Raw genomic sequence first — 16,962 nt, 5'->3', positions numbered from 1 at the left:
CGCAGGGGAAGGCGGCTACTCGGTTATTAAAAAAAAATCAGTGAGTTAAATTACATCGGGACTTGCCAGAGATTATAGAAAGCAATGCGCCCAGCCAATTCGCCGATGACCAGCGCTGAAGCACTCACCGCCAGTGTCGTGCGGGGGATTCGGTCTTTCAGTAATGCGGCTGCGGCCACAAAAATGCCCAAAGTGAGCAACAGGACTTGTACTCCCCAAAACACAGCCTGTTGGCTGCTGAGTTCCACCGAACTTTGCCCCAGAAAACTTAAGTAGCCGGGTTTATTCACCAACGTCACGATAGCGCCGACTAACAAGGCCGTAGCGCCCAACTGACGTGCGCCAGTGAGGATGGCAAAAGCACCGCCGCCGACCAATACTGTCATCCACAGCTGTAATGAGGTATATGAGGTATCCCAGTTAGGTACTGTGGCCAATTGATAAACTTGAGTTATTGACCACGCAAAGGCTAAGCCAAAAATGACTGTTGCCACATTACACAGCATGGCCAGCATGGAATTCTTCACCATGGCGGAGAAAAAAACCGTGCCACAAGCCATCGCCACAAACAGACTGCTGAGCAGTATTTCATTGCTCATGGGGGAGCGGCCGACGCCGAGTAACATGTTCATCGCGCGTAGGGGTTGTCCAACATGCAGCGCGCCAATGATTAAACCCACAAGCATCAGAATCAGGCCGACAATATTCGCCTGTTTGAGCTGCTGTGCGGTGGTCAGGCCGAGTTGGTGACTCAAGAACACTAAAGCAAACAACCCGACGGCGGTTTGTCCCAGTACGGTGAAGAATACCAAAGGTAATTCGTGCATTTTAGACCTCCGCCGGATTTTGGATGCGGCCTGATGTATCACCGGATGGTTTGGCATCACGATGGCTTCTGATAACCAGATTAGGCTGTGTTAGATGGGCATGGGGCAGGGGCGCTACCGCGTTTTCTTCGCCGTATTTATCACGTAATACCGTGATTTCATCGAAATCTAATGCTCGCTGCGGGCAAGATTCGACACAAACCGGCTTATGTCCTTCGGCAACGCGTTGATAGCAACCATCACATTTGGTCATCAGTTTCTTTTTGGCATCAAATTGCGGTGCACCATAGGGGCAGCGCATCTCACAGTAACGGCAACCCACACATAAGTCCTGATTCACTACCACTAAGCCGTCTTCTTCACGTTTATGCATTGCACCGGTCGGGCAGCCGGTGACGCAAGTCGGTGACGAACAGTGATTACAGGAAATGGACAGGTAATAATTGAAGACATTCTGTACCCAGATATTGTCTTGTTGCGTCCAACTTCCTCCGCCGTATTCGTAAACCCGGCGGAGTTTCGGCCCGAGATCCAAGTTCTTCTCATCCTTGCAGCTGATTTGGCAGGTTTTGCACCCGGTACATTTGGTGGAGTCGACAAAAAAACCATATTGCTTCATTTCTCAACTCCTTATGCGCGTTTAACTTCAACGAGGTTAGTGTGTTGCGGGTTACCTTTCGCTAATGGCGAAGGACGCTGGGTCGTCAAGGTATTGATACAACCGCCCACATCAATGCCCTCCTTGTTGATATTGCGCCATGCTCCTTGTGGCACGGTAATGACTCCGGGTAAAACGCGCTCGGTAATTTTGACCGCGATGCGTATCCGCCCCCGGTCATTGAATATTTCGACCATATCGCCGGATTGGAGGCCACGGGCCAGTGCATCAATAGGGTTCATCCAAAACTGGTGTGGCACAGCTTCGCGCAACATGGCGACATTATAATAAGATGAGTGGCAATGGCCTTTAACATGGAAACCCGTCATTTGTAGCGGGTAGGTTTTCAGCGTTTCTACATCACTGACACCTTCAAATGTTGGGCAATATTCGGCGACGGCAGTAATGCGATCTCCAGGTGTCAATTGCCACTCTTTTTCCAGTGTGGCCAGCGCTTCAGAGTAGATCTCAATTTTGCCGGATGGCGTTTTCAATGGGTTATTTTGCGGATCATCGCGGAAGTCTTTTAAGGCGATATATTGACTGCTGTCGGCATAAATTCGGTCAATAATTCCTTTGTCGTTGGTTTGCTCAAAAGGCGGCAGCGCCGGGTTCTTTTCACGCATTTTGTTATAACTGATTTCAATCCATTCTTGCTGGGAATGCCCTTCGGTAAAGGCCTCCCCAATGCCACATTTCGTGGCAATTTCGGCCAAAACATCATAAGACGGGCGACATTCCCACATCGGTTCGATAGCGTTTTGCAGCCGCGTCACATAGTGATAAGCCCCGCTGGCATAGGAGTTATCAATCAAATCATTTGATTCCACCGAGGTGACATCGGGTAATAATAAATCAGCGTATTTAGCCGAGCGGGTCATGTGGTTTTCCCACACTAAAATAAATTCGCACAGTGATTCGTCTTGCAAGATACGGTGGGTTTTATTCAGGTCAGAATGCTGATTTCCAATCACGTTACTGGCGTAATTCCACATAAACTTAATATTGGTATCGAGTTTATCTTTATTCTTCACATGGGCATTTTTAGCGGTCATCTCTGTGCCACGGAAAATAGCGTCTGTCCACATAAAGCAAGGAATAGCCGTTTTTACTGGATTGGGAATACTGAATCCTGGCACCGGATATTTGACATTCCCGCCCCAGGCTCCGGTATTGGTTCCGGCCCTGCCGATATTCCCGGTCATTAACGGTAACATCATAATAGAGCGTGCAGCTTGTTCACCATTGGCACTGCGCTGAATGCCCCAACCTTGGGAAATCCAGGCGGCGCGGGCATTTCCTAATTCGCGTGCGAGCTGGATAATGCGGGTTGGCGCAATACCGGTTATTTCACTGGCCCATTGCGGTGTTTTTTCTACCCCATCGATACCCAAGCCTAAAATATAATCCTTATATGAACTATTGGCCGGAGCTGAAGCGGGTAATGTACTGGCATCCCATCCCACGCAATATTCTTTCAGGAAATCTTCATCAGTCAGATTCTCTTTAATTAATACATAACCCAATGCGGCGACCAGTGCGGCATCGGTGCCGGGGAATATCGGTATCCACTCAGCATTGAGGGTGGTGACACTGTCGGTCATCCGTGGGTCAATAATGATGACTTTAGCTTTACTCTTCCCCAGCGCATGAACTGTTTCAATATATTGTCCACCGCCGGACATGCGTGTTTCTGCTAAATTATGGCCGAACATAACCACTAAATCTGAGTTTTTAATTTCATCAAGTAGGGTTTCATCAGCATTACCATAAATATAAGGCATTACTGTATTAATTTGTGCCGTGGAGTAAGTGCCGTGCTGATCCAGAAAACCGCCGAGTAAACTGAGCATTCTTTTACAGGCATTACGGCCTTGTAAATTAGCCCCGGTAGAGCCAGAGCCATATTGATAATAAATAGCTTCATTGCCGTGTTGTGCAATGGTTTTCTTTAGATTGTCAGCCACAATAGTGGTGGCCTCATCCCAACTGATTCGTTTGAATTTACCTTCGCCGCGTTTGCCCACTCGCAACATAGGATATTTGACTCGGTCAGGATTATATGTTTTCCATCTGACCGAACGCCCACGTAAACAGGGTCGAATTTGATGCTCGCCAAAAGTGGAGTCATCGTAAATAGCTTCATTAGCAATTTTAATAATTTCGCCATTTTTGACGTGTACTTTTAGTGGGCAGCGGCTACCACAGTTAACCAGACAAGCACTGTATTTAATGGTTTCTTTGTTGACTGGTGCCGCCTGTTCTGGCGCGGCTTGCACAGAAAAAGGTAGGGTGATTGAACTGGCAATTGCCGCAGCCCCGGTGACTGTGGCAGATGTTTGAATAAATTCACGGCGGCTCAGTGAGCCAGTGATAGGTCTTTTATTGTTATTCATCGACATTTCCTTTGCGAAGGACATTATTTTGACGAAAATAAAGCATAAAATAGAGTGTGAATGTCCCACCTTAGGAAATATTTTGTTACTTTCATATGATATAAATCAATTAAGACGGGATAACGAAAATAGAGACCTTAATTATGTGAGCATGCCGAGGGTTATTAATGATTTAATGCGAAATGTTAACTATTTTATATACATAAAATTAATATGTTTAATGTGATTATGTAATAAAGAATCAATCTCAAATGAAAGCAATATATTACTGTTTTCGTGTTTATTTAATTTTACTTAATTATATTGAGAAAATTCTCAATAAATAGCTGCAGGTTATTAATGATTTTTTCCTATGTGAAATGAATTTCAATGAGGGGAATCATGATAATAATGGCTAACGATATGAGCTTATTTGTTTTCTGGCGGAAGAGGAAATCGGCATCACGATTTTTAGCTCTGTCCTGCGTAAACTGCTATCCTATATCGATACTCTTCATAGTGTTACCACGCGGGGAATGAGTGCAATGTTGAATATGAAAAATCGATTTGAGCGTAATAACCTGTTCGGAGAGAAAAATATCCATGCTGTTTTTGAAGTCAGCCTACTGCTGAAAGCGATATTAGCTATCATGGAGATTGTGGCGGGTATTTTAACCTTTTTTATTACCCCCCAATTTTTACTGAATATATTGCATCGCCTCACACAAGTTGAGTTTATCGAAGGTCGTGGCGATGTAGTTGCCAATTATTTGTTGCATGCGGCACAAAGCCTTTCCATCAGCAGTCTGCACTTTGCTGCTTTTTATTTACTCATACATGGCATTGTTAAGTTGTGGGTCATTATTGGATTATGGCGCAAAAAATTAGGTTATTACCCTGCGGCAATAGTGATTTTTAGCTTGTTTATTGTCTATCAACTCTATCGTTATACCTTTACTCATTCGGTGCTTTTGATCCTGATAACGGTGCTGGATGTGGTGGTTATCGTGCTGACAGTGCTGGAGTATCGACAGTTGCGGTTGGAACAAAAAAGACCTCAAGCGAGGCCGTTGTAATAGCAATGAAATAGCGACTTGGTTATCAGCGGCGGGTGATACCTTCATAAATCAAACGCAGTCCCAATGCCCCTACGGCGACCCCGATAATACCACTTAATAGGTGCTGAATTTTACTGTATACGCGACGGGCTGCAGGGCGTGAAAATGCCATACTAAGCAATGACCGCCAGAGGACAGAGGCCAGAATAATGCCGAGCCAGGCGATCATTTTTGCCCATGCTGGTGTGGTCGGGGTGAGAGTTACCGAGAAAATACTGATAAAAAACAGCACAGTTTGCGGGTTAGATAAATCCGTCAATAGACCACGGCGGAAGAACACATACCAAGGTGTCACTGACGCAGTGGCGACAGCACCTATGCCCATATGCAGTTCTTGACGGTGGCGCAGCATATTGTAGGCATACCAAACCAGATACAAACCACCGCCGATTTTAATTGCCGAGAATAATGCGCCGCCCTCAGCAATCAGCGCAGCCATGCCAAATAACCCCAATCCCGAGTAAATTGCATCCCCCAAGGCCACACCCAGCCCAGTGAGTAAACCCGCATTCTTACCAGAGCTGAGACTGGTTTGCACCACAATCAGCAAATTAGCGCCGGGATTGATAAATGTGAGTATAAACAGGCCGATGGTCAATATGATGACGTGCATTTCATCCATTCTGTGCGGCTCCGATAGTCGTGATTTCAGTAGCATAATGCAATCTGTGGGGGCGAACAGAGCATTAATTGTGTTCAGTTAATAGAAATGCGTCGTCAGTCACTCAGCAAAAATATGGGCCTGACCCACTATTGTTAAATCTACCATTAAGCCAACATGGAGCCCTTCGCGACTGATGGTTTTAATTTCTACAATTTTCTCAAATTGAACAATAGATAAAGTGAGTGTCGAAATAAAACCGGCAAAATCAATACTGATAATTTTAGCCAGGCAGTGAGTTGGATAATGGTGAGCTGCGGGTAGCGGTGTGATGGTCACTTGCTCGGGACGTAGCATAATGCGTGCTTGCCCACGACGCGTTGCATCGTCAACTTTGACCCGGCCTAGTGCGCAATCGGCCCATCCGGCCTCAATATAAGCAGAAAGAATGAGCGTTTCACCCAGGAATGTGGCGGTCGGCTCATCAATCGGCCTGAGATAAAGCTCTTGCGGTGGGCCAACATGCGCCAGTTTGCCCGCGCGCATCACCGCTACCTGATCGGCAAAAGAAAGCGCTTCGCTTTGGTCGTGGGTAACTAAAATGGAGGCAATATTGGCTTGTGACAGCAGTTCAGCCACTGCTTTGCGGGTTGAGGCACGCAAGGCGGTATCCAGTGCTGAGAAAGGTTCGTCCAATAACATCAATACCGGACTTTGCGCTAATGCTCTGGCAAGTGCGACGCGTTGTTGCTGACCACCGGATATTTCATGGGGCCAAAGCTGCGCTAATCGTCGATCCAGCGCCACCATTTCCATTAACTCATCAACCCGCCGGGCTTTATCCTGTTTACTGCCTTTTAGGCCATAAGCGATATTACCCGCTACGGTAAAATGGGGAAACAATGCACCATCTTGTGGGACAAACCCAATCCCTCGTTTATGAGCAGGTACGTGAGTTGAGCGGTCAAAAACGGGATTTCCCTGCAAAATTACTTTGCCGCTATCCGGCGTTTCGAAACCAGCAATAATACGCAGTAAGGTCGTTTTACCCGAGCCAGAGGGCCCGACAATTGCAGTGCGGCTACCCGGTGTAACCTGTAAATCAATGCCGTCTAATACATTGACCGATTGGTAAGATTTACCGATTTGTTGAAGTTCAAGCGTGCTCATAATCCTGCCGTACGTTGAGATTGAGAATAAAGAAGCCAGGTGAGCGGCAGGGAGAGCGCCACCATGAGCAGGGCGTAAGGTGATGCAGCAACGTAATCTATTTCACTGGTTAATGCCCAGAACCCCGTCGCCAGCGTGCGGGTGCCATTAGGGGCTAATAACAAGGTGGCGGTCAGTTCATTGGAGATAGCTAAAAAGACTAAGGCCGCGCCAGCCGCAGCGCCGGGGGCTGCCAAGCGCATTGTGGTGCTCCAGATAGCTTGAGTGGGTGTTTTCCCCAAACTGCGCGCCACGTTTTCCAGTTCAACTGGCGCAGTCGCAATACCGGCCCGTAAACTGATTAAGGCGCGTGGCGTAAACATCAATAAATAGGCCAGTAAAAGAGTGAATTCGGTTTGATACAGTGGCCGTGCAATGCGGATGGTGATGGTCACCAGTGCCAGTGCGACCACAATGCCAGGCAGCGAACTGGTAACATAATTACAGCCCTCCATGACCCGATGTAAACGGCCTGGATAGCGCACGGATAACCAGGCCATCGGTATGGCGCATAGGGTGATAATCACGGCACCGCTCAGTGCCAATGCCAAGGTTTGCTTCAATGCTGGCAGTAGTTCAGCATTCAACCATACATCAATGCCGCCAATATAGAGCCAGCGGGTGAGAGTGATAAAGGGGACGCCGAGCGAGAGAATTGTCATCGCCAGTGGTAATAGCAAGCACAGTAAGGTGGTGGCGGTTCCCATTGAGTAAGCGGTTTGTCTGCGCGCGCTACCCGAACCAACGCGCGCGTAGCGGTTATATCCGCGGCTGGTGGCTTCAATTAATAATAATCCCAGGCAGCATAACGCCAGAACGCCCGCTAACATATTAGCTGCTGGGCCATTAAACGTGGATTGGAATTGATCAAAAATAGCAGTAGTAAAGGTATCGAAACGGATCATGGCGTATAGCCCATATTCTGCTAATAAATGCAGTGCAATCAGTATCGCCCCCCCCCAGACGGCTAATTTTAATTGGGGCAGTACCACCCGGAAAAATACTGCTGTAGGTGTGCTACCCAATGAGGCAGCGGCATCTTCAATACCGGGATCAAGGCGACGCAATACCGCTGAGGCGGGTAAATAAATAAAAGGGAAATACGCAATAACAGAGATAAATACACCCGCGCTAAGCCCATGCATTGAGGGTACCAGACTGATCCAGGCATAACTTTGCACAAAAGCAGGAACAGCCAGTGGGGCAATAGCCAGTAGTGACCAAATTCGCCTGCCGGGCAGAGCGGTACGTTCAGTGAGCCACGCCAACGCCACACCAATAATGGCGCAGAGCGGTAAGGTGATCGCCACCAATAATGCGGTGTTAAGCAGCAACTCCCCGACGCGAGGGCGAAAAACCAGCGCTTTTACTGTTGACCAGCCAGTATCAATGGCAATGCCAACAACAAACCCCAACGGCAACAGGGATAGCAATGAAAGCATCACGGCGATAGCCACAATCCCACTGCCGGGGCGGTGGCTATAGTGCACTTGAGCTGATTGACTCACTGGCATTGGGATAACATCGGGGTTTATATTGGCCATAATCGTCAAGGCACTCGGCGTGTTAATGCCTGTCGAGTCAGGAACACGACAGGCTAAAAGTACATATTTTCAGCAGGTTGACTTTATTACAACAAGCCAGCTTCTGTCATCAATTCAACCACTTTCTTGCTGTTCAGTTTAGAGGGTTCTACTTTTGGCGCATCCAGATCTTTCAGCGGAACTAATTTAGGGTTAGACGCGGCATCGACCCCCACGGCATATTCAAAAGCATTATTAGTACGCAAGATATCCTGACCGGATTTACTGGTTATCCATTTCATGAATTCCTGAGCTTCTTTGGGATGCTTGCTAGACGCCAACACACCGCCGCCTGAGATACTCACAAATGCACCCGGATCTTGATGTTTGAAGTAGTGCAATTGAGTCTTGCCACTGTTCTCACCGGTTTTAGCTTGATCAACAAAACGATAATAATGATAGATAACCCCACCATCAATCTGGCCGGCATTCACTGCTTTCATCACTGTGCTATTGCCTTTGTAGGCGGTGGCATTGGCTTTCATGGCTTTTAACCATTCCAATGTGGCTTTTTCGCCTTTTAGTTCCAGCATAGCGCTAACAATTGCCTGGAAATCAGCCCCGGAAGGTGATGCTGCCCAGCGGCCTTTCCACTCAGGTTTTGCCAAATCCATAATAGACTTAGGTAATTCGGATTCACTGATTTTTTCCGGATTATAGACAAAAACAGTGCTGCGGGCAGCAATACCAGTCCAACGACCATGTTCAGGGCGATATTCCTTTGCCACCTGAGCCTGTGTCGCCGCATCTAATGGCGCGAACAATTTTGCATTATCGACCAGCACCATGGCAGGGGAGTTTTCCGTCAGGAAAACGTCTGCGGGCGACGCACCACCTTCTTGTACTAACTGATTACCTAGCTCGCTGTCCCCGCCATTTCGCAGGGTTACCTTAATACCGGTATCTTTGGTAAAGCCATCAACCCAGGATTTCACCAGATTTTCGTGTTGGGCGTTATACACCACAATACCTTCGTCATTGGATGCTGCATTGGCGGAAAACGCCAGCATCAGTGAGGAAGCCAAAAGCGCGGCAGGGCCAAGAGAGGATAAACGTAACTTCATAAAGATATCCTTAAACAGGTCAAAGAAGAAAACGAAAGAGTCTGGCGATCACGAAACAGCTCGATTGTATAGAAAATCAACACAAATGATAGTGAAAATCATTCGTGTTATTTGCTACTAAATATTTCATGGATGACGTTATAATTCCTTATAGTTCAAGGGGGTTAGTGTGTTTTTTTCTATTCAAGCGCGGTGTCGCGTGTGCGAACCTTTGATCAATTACTGCGGAGTATCCCGCATATTCCTGTTTGTTCGTTACAGACAATGACTTAACATAGCTATTACTTTTTGGCATGGTTTATGGATATACGATGCGTCACTTAGCTGTCATTCTTCTTCCACTCATTTTGCTTTCCGCCTGTAGCAGCAAGCCGACGCCTCCTGTTGCTGCGACGCCGTCAGATAGCCTGACACGAAGCGGTTTTTTACTTGAACCGCAACATGTGGGCCACGTGCCAGATGGTGATTTTGCTTATAATGCGGATACCGCCCGTTTTGTTGACAAAATGGTGCGTGAGCATGGTTTTGAACGTCAGCAACTGCATGATGTGTTAGCACAAACTAAAAAACTGGATTTTGTTATCCGCTTGATGGATAAGCAAGCGCCGAGCTCTGGCCGACCTTCTGGGCCAAATGGTGCCTGGAACCGCTACCGTAACCAATTTATTACTCCGGATAATGTGCAGAATGGTGTGAATTTCTGGAATCAATATGAAGATGCCCTGCAACGCGCTTATGAGGTCTACGGCGTTCCGCCAGAAATTATTGTCGGCATTATCGGTGTTGAAACTCGCTGGGGCAGGGTGATGGGCAAGACCCGTATCATTGATGCGCTGGCAACACTCTCCTTTGCATATCCACGTCGTGCCGAGTATTTCTCCGGAGAGTTGGAAACCTTCTTACTGATGGCGCGAGCCGAGGGCAATGACCCGCTCAGTTTACGGGGGTCTTATGCCGGAGCCATGGGCTATGGCCAATTTATGCCATCGTCATTTAAAGATTATGCCGTTGATTTCAATGGTAATGGCCATATCAATTTGTGGGATCCGGTGGATGCTATCGGCAGTGTGGCAAATTACTTTAAAGCACACGGCTGGACGAAAGGAGCGGTGGTCGCAGTACCGGCAAACGGGCAAGCGCCGAATCTCGATAATGGCTTTAAGACCCAATATCCGCTCTCAGCTTTATCTGCCGCAGGGCTAAGCCCAAGCGGTTCGCTGGGGGATTATCAGGAAGCCAGCTTGCTGCGTCTGGATGTTGGCACCGGTTATCAATATTGGTATGGTTTGCCCAACTTTTATACCATTACACGCTACAACCATAGTACTCATTATGCGATGGCGGTGTGGCAGTTAGGTGAAGCGGTGAGCCGGGCGCGGAAAGGTTAATCTGAACTGAGCGGATATAACAAACCAGACGGCGAACAACGTCAAATGAAGGGGAATCGTGCCGTTGGGGTCGTAGCAGCTTAGGCCGCCGGAGTGCCCCTAGGTGCGGTAAACCATTCACTCACTGAGCTATCAATTGTTTTGTCATTTATCTCAAACCAGGGCCACATTAAGTGGCCCTTTTCACTAATCTATCAGATGGGAAATATCATCCGGATGAACCGATGGCGGGGACTGACGCCAACCGCGAGTGAGCCAAAGCAGGTAAATAAAGCCCGCCAGTAACCACAGCAGTCCCACCTCCAGCGCACGCTGTTCAAGGTGAACCCACAGCCATACCGACATCACAAACCCCATCATCGGTAATAGCCCATACTTGAACATGGCTGAAGCACCACGACGTTTCTCATTGAAAATAAAATGTTTTACGACACTCAGATTAACAAAAGTGAACGCGCCCAGCGCACCAAAACTTATCATCGACACCACTAAGTTCAGGTCAAGGAATAGCGCCAGCAATGAGATGGTTGCCACGAACAAAATGGCCCGCCAAGGTGTATGGAATTTGCGATGCAGATGGAAAAACACTTTGCGCGGCAGTACACCTTCACGGCCCATGGCATAGAAAATGCGCGACACGCTAGTCTGTGCCGTCATCGCCGAGGCATAAACGCCAGTCAGGTAAGTGGCCATAAAGAAGTTATACATCCACTTACCGCCGACATGCTCGGAGATAATCAGGCTGGCGGTATCCTGATAAGGAATTAATGATTTCCAGTCTGGGTAAGCCAAATGAGCAGCATAAGACACCGCAATAAAGATAGCGCCAGCGCTTATCACCGTAAACAGAATGGCGCGTGGTAGGGTGCGCTTAGCATCGTGGGCTTCTTCTGCCATGGTGGCAATGGCATCAAAGCCGAGGAATGCCAGACAAAGCACCGCAGCGCCGGATAATAACCCCGACATATCGCCAGCATTGACCAGCAGTGGCTTCATTAACGCCGCCGGGCTTAAATCCGCCTGACTGAAAGAAAGCGCAATAAACAGGACGATAAACACCATCTGTGCGGCGATCAGTGAGAAATTCACTGAGGTAAGCAGCCGCACACCCAGAATATTCAGCAGGCTGACACTGACGATAGACCCAAGTATAAATACCGGAGCCGGGATCGCCGGGAATGCCTCGTGCAAGAAAATACCTAAAACCAAATAGTTAAGGATAGGCAGGAACAGATAATCCAAAATTTGCGCCCAACCCACCAGAAAACCGGTTTTTCCACCGAAACTACGCTGAACGTAAGAATAGGCCGAACCTGATAACGGCATGGCGTTAGTCATCCGGCAATAACTGAGGGCGGTAAACAGAATGGTGACGACAGTCACCAGGTAGGCAATAGGTAAATGCCCCTGACTTAATACAGTCACCTGTCCGTAGGTGGTAAATACGCCCAAAGGCACCATGTAGGCGAGCCCGAAAGCGACCAGCGCGGGGGTTTTAAGCACTCTGCGCAACTGAATGTTTTGTGGCATTACCGTATCATCTCCTGGTGTGTACAAGCACCGCTAAGCTGCATTTTTATGCAGGGTACACCCGTCATACTTCAAGCTGCATGTGCGTTGGCCGCCTTCGCGCCCCCCCAGTCACTTACTGCTATTGACCTTAAAATCAATAAGCTCTTGGGGACTTACTCAGTTACCGCCTTCCTGCAACTCGAATTATTTAGGGTATAGAAAGGTAAAGGAGCGGATTTTGACACAAGGGTGACAGGTTTGAAAGCCAATACCTTTTCTTGTTGATATTGCCCTGTTATTTGTCACGATTATGACTCATCCTATCCATGGAGGTTATCTCTGGATCTTAGGTATTTATCACCCGAATCAAAGGCTTGTGCCAGTGACTCGGGTGAAGGTAAATGCCGATTTATGTAGCCTGATAAACTACTTTACCGCCGATCAAGGTGGATTCTACCTGAGTTTGATAAATAGTCTCTGGCGACTGCTCAAACAGGTTATTTTTCAGAATGATAATGTCGGCGAATTTGCCCGCTTCCAGTGAGCCAATATACTGCTCTTTAGCAATCATATAAGCTGCATCAATGGTTGCGGAGCGTAATGTCTCAATCAGGGTCAAGTCACGGTCATTATCCAGCCGAGGGCCCGCGGGATTGCCGTCAAGATGCCATGCACGGCGGGTCATCCCTATTTGCAGGTTGTACCATTCATCTAAGCGATCAATCGGCCAGTCACTACCATAAGCAATTCGCCCCCCCGCATCGAGGAAACGCGCCGCGGGCTCCATATGCTGGAAACGGGCTTCGCCCAGCATCTCGCGCTCTTCATCAATCAGCACCCCCGGCAAACCGGCCCATTGGAAAGAGAGCACCGCAGTGGCCCCCAATTGGGCAAACCGGTCATATTGATGGGGAGCCACCAGCTCATTGTGCGCTAACCCCGGCCGGATATCTTTGCCCGGCAAGGCTGCGCGCATCTGTTCTACCGCGTCCAGCACCATTTCGATTGCGCCATCACCTACCGTGTGAGTGTGCGGATGAAGACCCGCGCGGGCACATTCCAGAATCACCGCATTGACCACTGGCGCGGTAAAATAGAGGTCGCCATAGTGCTCGGTTGGCTGCCAGTCTGGGTTTTCTGCCGTGCCGTGGTTGGCGCGATAAGGCTCCAACAGGGCGGCGGTCATGGTGGGTGGCTGTAATACTCCGTCGATAAACAGTTTCAAGTGATCGACGGCAAATCCCGGAGCTGGTGTCCACTTATCACTTCCCCACTGACGACCAAACTCCACTACTTCCTGTACCACCCGCGCAGCATCTTCCGGCCCTTGCAGGCTATCTGGTGTCACTTCTTTGGCCCCCAGAACCCGCAAAGTTAGCTCATTGCGCTGATATAACTGATGGAAAGCCACTAATTGCTCGGCAAATACGCGGGTATCCATCACTGTTGTGACACCCTGAGCATTCAAAACTTGCTGCACATGGGCGGCAATGTGCACATTCTTTTCTGGCGTGGCGGACGGAATGCTATCAAAGGCGCGCATGGCGGGCGCATCTTCTAAAATCCCGGTGAGTTTCCCGCTCGCATCGCGGGCTATTTTACCGTCCGGCGGGATGGGGGTATTTTCGTCAATTCCCAGCAGCTCAAGCGCGCGGCTATTGGCCGCCAGCGTGTGGCAGTCATTTGAGAATAAAGCCACCGGGCGACGAGTATTGAGTGAATCGAGAGCGGCTCGGCTCATATCGGCCCCGACGGGCGTCATAGCCTGGCGTTGCCAGGCGCGGACCGTCAGCCAGTCATTTTCGCCCTTAAATGGGTCACTATCGAGATGCTGCTGGATGATATCCAACGTCTGCTCAACACTCAGCGCGGCATAATTAAGATTACAACCGATCAGCTGTTTTCCACCCCAAAACGGGTGCATATGACTGTCGATAAGGCCGGGCATCATAAACTTGCCCGCCAGATCAATAAGTTGGGTTTTCGGGGAGGAAAACTGGGGGATGAGTTCATCACCGCCAGTTGCCAGAATATAACCCTGGCCCAGTGCAATGGCGCTGCAAACCTGGTTATTGGCATCAGCGGTGTAAATCGTGCCGTTGTAATAGATAACATCGGCGACAGTAGATTGTTGAGTCATAGTTGGCTCTCAAAAATCCCTTTCTTCCTTGATGTTGCAGAAGTTTTCACCATCGTGCTGCAACGCCAATGACTTTGGGAATGGGTGGATATAATAGCCATTATAGCCCGCATCTCCGGCAAAATCCGTGGTGAGATACCGGCTGAGGCTGGTGTTAAGTTAAGAGGTTTTAAGTAACTCGGTCTGCATCATGGCCGCCAGATGGCGCAGTATCTCGGCGTCGGAAAACCCTAGCTCGGTAAATTGCGTCAAGCCATCCAGACCACAGACCAGCCCAATCAAGCGCCATGCAATATCACTGGCATTGATATCGGAGCGGAATTCATTATTGGCTATTCCGGTATTAATCACGTCGACAGTGGCCTGATGCCAATCCGACATTGAGGCGGCATAGGCCGCTTTAATCAGGTCATCGCGCTCGGCGAGTATCGAGATTTCATTCCATAACCGGGTTTCGCGTTTGCCCGCTTCATCTTGCGGATAGCCTAAGACCAAGAGCACCCGCTCGTAGGCCGGTAAGTTTTGGCTGTTTATCACGAAAGCGGCTAAAGACTGTTTCACTAATAATAGAAATGCATCTGCCCGCAGCTGTGAAACTGACGAAAAGTGGTGATGCACTTGCCCGACAGCCACGCCCGCTTCACTGGCGACTCGGCGCACGGTCGTGGCGGCCATCCCCTCGGTTATGGCAACACGCATCGCCGCGTGCAAAATGGTGTCATGGCGCTCTTCACGATTCAAATAGGCCAAAGCGATTCCTTTATCCGACTCATTAGTGTTTTCATCATTATGTGATGAATTGGACGTTAGTTCAACTTTCCGCTATTATTGCGATATTGAACGCGTGTTCAACTTTATTTGAGTCTTTTTTATGTCTAAGAAGTGGATAATTTTCTACGTTATTATTCTGATGTATCTCCCTGTTTCTATTGATGCAACAGTGCTTCATGTGGCTGCACCGCGGCTGGGGATCGCCTTGGCGGCCACCGGTAGTGAGTTACTGTGGATTATCGATATTTACTCACTGGTGATGGCCTGTTTATTGCTCCCGATGGGAGCGCTGGGTGATCGCATCGGTTTTAAACGCCTGGCTTTACTGGGGTCGGTACTGTTTGGTTTGGCCTCTCTGGGCGCTGCTTTGGCGCCCTCGGTGGCGGCGTTGATTGCTGCGCGCGCCTTTTTGGCGATTGGCGCGGCGATGATTCTGCCCGCGACATTGTCTGCGGTGCGCCATATCTTTACCGATGAACGCGAAAGGGCTTTAGCGTTAGGGATTTGGGTTGCTATCGGCACCATGGGCGCGGCGATGGGGCCGCTGGTCGGTGGGCTGTTAATGGAATACTTCTATTGGGGCTCGGTTTTCCTGATTAATATCCCCATTATTATTGCGGTAGTTATTGCTACATTGGTGGTTATTCCGCAGCAGCCAATGCGCACTGAACAGACGTGGAAATTAGCGCCAGCATTGGTATTGGTGAGCGCGATCCTGATGTTGGTTTATGCCGCTAAGACTGGGTTGCGCGGTAACGGCGATCCGTTGATGACGGCACTGACAGCATTCGCAGGCGGCGTGATGTTATTTGCTTTTGTGCGCCATCAATTATCCGCATCCGCTCCAATGATCGATTTTCGGTTGATAAGTCAGCGAGTTATCGCCGTGGGTATGGTCATGGCGATGACAGCGATGATAACCCTGGTGGGGTTTGAATTACTTCTGACGCAAGAATTGCAGTTTGTGTTAGGGAAAACTCCGCTTGAGGCCGGGATATTTTTGCTGCCACTGATGATAGCCAGCGGAGTGAGCGGGCCGCTATCGGGGTGGTTAGTGGCCAAACTGGGGTTGCGCACCGTCGCCAGTGCCGGTATTGCATTGAGCTCATTGAGTTTTCTGGGATTGGCCTGGACAGATTTTGCCACGCAGGTTTATCTGGCATGGGGGTGGATGATATTGCTCGGCTTTAGTATTGAAGCTTCTCTATTGGCTTCTACTGCGGCAATCATGAGTGCCGCGCCCCCTGAAAAAGCCGGCGCGGCGGGGGCGGTTGAGGGCATGGCTTATGAGTTGGGCGCAGGGCTGGGGGTGGCTATTTTTGGCTTGATGCTATCGCGAGCCTATACCGCCTCAATTGTGCTGCCAGAAGACTTGCCGGTGAGTTTAGTCGAGCAGGCCAGTGCCTCCATTAGCGAAACCATTCAGGTGGTCAATAACCTTGGTGGATATGAAGCTCTGCTCAACAGTGCCAAACTCGCTTTCTCCGCTTCGCACAGTTTGGTCTTGGGCACCGCCAGTGCTTTGCTGATTCTACTTGCGGCCGTTGTGTGGTTTGCGATGCCGGGGCAGCGTGTGTCGCAGTGGGAAAAAGCGCCGCATGACAATGCCACCTATTAGCCGCCAGAAATTAAGGACTGTTAAGTAAACAGTCCTTACTCTTTAGTTATTACACTGAGTAAAGTGTGTGATATACCTATTTAAGGTAGCGATGTGAG

The 16,962-nt window shown here is 49.0% G+C and carries 13 protein-coding genes; 3 read left to right on the top strand and 10 right to left on the bottom strand.

Going from position 1 to position 16,962, the window contains the following annotated elements:
• Nucleotides 1-50 precede the first annotated feature (50 nt).
• Genes DX162_RS21500 through DX162_RS21490 form a run of 3 tightly spaced genes read right to left on the bottom strand, consistent with a single transcriptional unit; the run spans nucleotide 51 to nucleotide 3,881 of the window.
• Nucleotides 51-827, bottom strand: coding sequence for a dimethyl sulfoxide reductase anchor subunit family protein (locus DX162_RS21500; RefSeq protein ID WP_004391914.1), 777 nt, complete (start codon nucleotides 825-827; stop codon nucleotides 51-53).
• 1 nt (nucleotide 828) lies between these two features.
• On the bottom strand, nucleotides 829-1,446 hold the full coding sequence (locus tag DX162_RS21495; protein ID WP_032820507.1) for a DMSO/selenate family reductase complex B subunit: 618 nt from the start codon (nucleotides 1,444-1,446) through the stop codon (nucleotides 829-831).
• 11 nt (nucleotides 1,447-1,457) lie between these two features.
• Nucleotides 1,458-3,881, bottom strand: a complete 2,424-nt coding sequence (locus DX162_RS21490) for a DmsA/YnfE/YnfF family dimethyl sulfoxide reductase (RefSeq protein WP_004391916.1) — start codon at nucleotides 3,879-3,881, stop codon at nucleotides 1,458-1,460.
• Between the two features lie 524 nt (nucleotides 3,882-4,405).
• On the opposite strand from DX162_RS21490, the gene DX162_RS21485 reads away from it, so the two are divergent.
• Nucleotides 4,406-4,936: a DUF2127 domain-containing protein gene (locus DX162_RS21485; RefSeq protein ID WP_004391917.1), complete on the top strand. Its 531-nt coding sequence runs from the start codon at nucleotides 4,406-4,408 to the stop codon at nucleotides 4,934-4,936.
• Between the two features lie 25 nt (nucleotides 4,937-4,961).
• Here the strand turns inward: DX162_RS21485 and DX162_RS21480 are convergent, their stop codons facing one another.
• From DX162_RS21480 to DX162_RS21465, 4 genes are all read right to left on the bottom strand, one after another.
• The gene (locus tag DX162_RS21480; protein WP_004391918.1) at nucleotides 4,962-5,600 is read right to left on the bottom strand and encodes a LysE family transporter; all 639 of its coding nucleotides are present in this window, start codon (nucleotides 5,598-5,600) and stop codon (nucleotides 4,962-4,964) included.
• Nucleotides 5,601-5,699: 99 nt separating this feature from the next.
• Nucleotides 5,700-6,749, bottom strand: coding sequence for an ABC transporter ATP-binding protein (locus DX162_RS21475; protein ID WP_032820509.1), 1,050 nt, complete (start codon nucleotides 6,747-6,749; stop codon nucleotides 5,700-5,702).
• Complete coding sequence (locus DX162_RS21470) at nucleotides 6,746-8,332, bottom strand: ABC transporter permease (protein ID WP_074014135.1); 1,587 nt, start codon at nucleotides 8,330-8,332, stop codon at nucleotides 6,746-6,748. The genes DX162_RS21475 and DX162_RS21470 overlap by 4 nt, the downstream gene beginning before the upstream one ends.
• Nucleotides 8,333-8,418: 86 nt before the next feature.
• Nucleotides 8,419-9,435, bottom strand: coding sequence for an iron ABC transporter substrate-binding protein (locus tag DX162_RS21465; protein ID WP_004391922.1), 1,017 nt, complete (start codon nucleotides 9,433-9,435; stop codon nucleotides 8,419-8,421).
• Between the two features lie 311 nt (nucleotides 9,436-9,746).
• Here DX162_RS21465 and mltB point away from each other — a divergent pair, with 311 nt between their 5' ends.
• On the top strand, nucleotides 9,747-10,823 hold the full coding sequence (mltB, locus tag DX162_RS21460) for a lytic murein transglycosylase B (protein WP_032820511.1): 1,077 nt from the start codon (nucleotides 9,747-9,749) through the stop codon (nucleotides 10,821-10,823).
• Between the two features lie 186 nt (nucleotides 10,824-11,009).
• On the opposite strand, the gene DX162_RS21455 is transcribed toward mltB, so the two are convergent.
• The 3 genes from DX162_RS21455 to DX162_RS21445 all read right to left on the bottom strand — a co-directional run bounded on the left by DX162_RS21455 (nucleotide 11,010) and on the right by DX162_RS21445 (nucleotide 15,225).
• On the bottom strand, nucleotides 11,010-12,353 hold the full coding sequence (locus DX162_RS21455) for an APC family permease (protein WP_004391924.1): 1,344 nt from the start codon (nucleotides 12,351-12,353) through the stop codon (nucleotides 11,010-11,012).
• Between the two features lie 391 nt (nucleotides 12,354-12,744).
• Nucleotides 12,745-14,475, bottom strand: a complete 1,731-nt coding sequence (locus DX162_RS21450; protein WP_004391925.1) for an amidohydrolase — start codon at nucleotides 14,473-14,475, stop codon at nucleotides 12,745-12,747.
• A 159-nt stretch (nucleotides 14,476-14,634) separates the two neighbouring features.
• Nucleotides 14,635-15,225, bottom strand: coding sequence for a TetR family transcriptional regulator (locus DX162_RS21445; RefSeq protein WP_004391926.1), 591 nt, complete (start codon nucleotides 15,223-15,225; stop codon nucleotides 14,635-14,637).
• A 121-nt stretch (nucleotides 15,226-15,346) separates the two neighbouring features.
• On the opposite strand from DX162_RS21445, the gene DX162_RS21440 reads away from it, so the two are divergent.
• Complete coding sequence (locus DX162_RS21440) at nucleotides 15,347-16,864, top strand: MFS transporter (protein ID WP_032820514.1); 1,518 nt, start codon at nucleotides 15,347-15,349, stop codon at nucleotides 16,862-16,864.
• The last annotated feature ends 98 nt before the right edge of the window (nucleotides 16,865-16,962 follow it).

The sequence above is a fragment of the Yersinia kristensenii genome (assembly GCF_900460525.1).
Lineage (GTDB): Bacteria > Pseudomonadota > Gammaproteobacteria > Enterobacterales > Enterobacteriaceae > Yersinia > Yersinia kristensenii.
This window is presented reverse-complemented; position numbering and strand designations above follow the sequence as displayed.

What these genes read in the sequence shown, in the direction of transcription:
- DX162_RS21455 (WP_004391924.1), bottom strand. Translation starts at nt 12,353, where the DNA reads ATGCCACAAAACATTCAGTTGCGCAGAGTGCTTAAAACCCCCGCGCTG.
- DX162_RS21440 (WP_032820514.1), top strand. Translation starts at nt 15,347, where the DNA reads ATGTCTAAGAAGTGGATAATTTTCTACGTTATTATTCTGATGTATCTC.
- DX162_RS21490 (WP_004391916.1), bottom strand. Translation starts at nt 3,881, where the DNA reads ATGAATAACAATAAAAGACCTATCACTGGCTCACTGAGCCGCCGTGAA.
- mltB (WP_032820511.1), top strand. Translation starts at nt 9,747, where the DNA reads ATGCGTCACTTAGCTGTCATTCTTCTTCCACTCATTTTGCTTTCCGCC.
- DX162_RS21495 (WP_032820507.1), bottom strand. Translation starts at nt 1,446, where the DNA reads ATGAAGCAATATGGTTTTTTTGTCGACTCCACCAAATGTACCGGGTGC.
- DX162_RS21450 (WP_004391925.1), bottom strand. Translation starts at nt 14,475, where the DNA reads ATGACTCAACAATCTACTGTCGCCGATGTTATCTATTACAACGGCACG.
- DX162_RS21470 (WP_074014135.1), bottom strand. Translation starts at nt 8,332, where the DNA reads ATGGCCAATATAAACCCCGATGTTATCCCAATGCCAGTGAGTCAATCA.
- DX162_RS21480 (WP_004391918.1), bottom strand. Translation starts at nt 5,600, where the DNA reads ATGGATGAAATGCACGTCATCATATTGACCATCGGCCTGTTTATACTC.
- DX162_RS21475 (WP_032820509.1), bottom strand. Translation starts at nt 6,749, where the DNA reads ATGAGCACGCTTGAACTTCAACAAATCGGTAAATCTTACCAATCGGTC.
- DX162_RS21485 (WP_004391917.1), top strand. Translation starts at nt 4,406, where the DNA reads ATGTTGAATATGAAAAATCGATTTGAGCGTAATAACCTGTTCGGAGAG.
- DX162_RS21500 (WP_004391914.1), bottom strand. Translation starts at nt 827, where the DNA reads ATGCACGAATTACCTTTGGTATTCTTCACCGTACTGGGACAAACCGCC.
- DX162_RS21465 (WP_004391922.1), bottom strand. Translation starts at nt 9,435, where the DNA reads ATGAAGTTACGTTTATCCTCTCTTGGCCCTGCCGCGCTTTTGGCTTCC.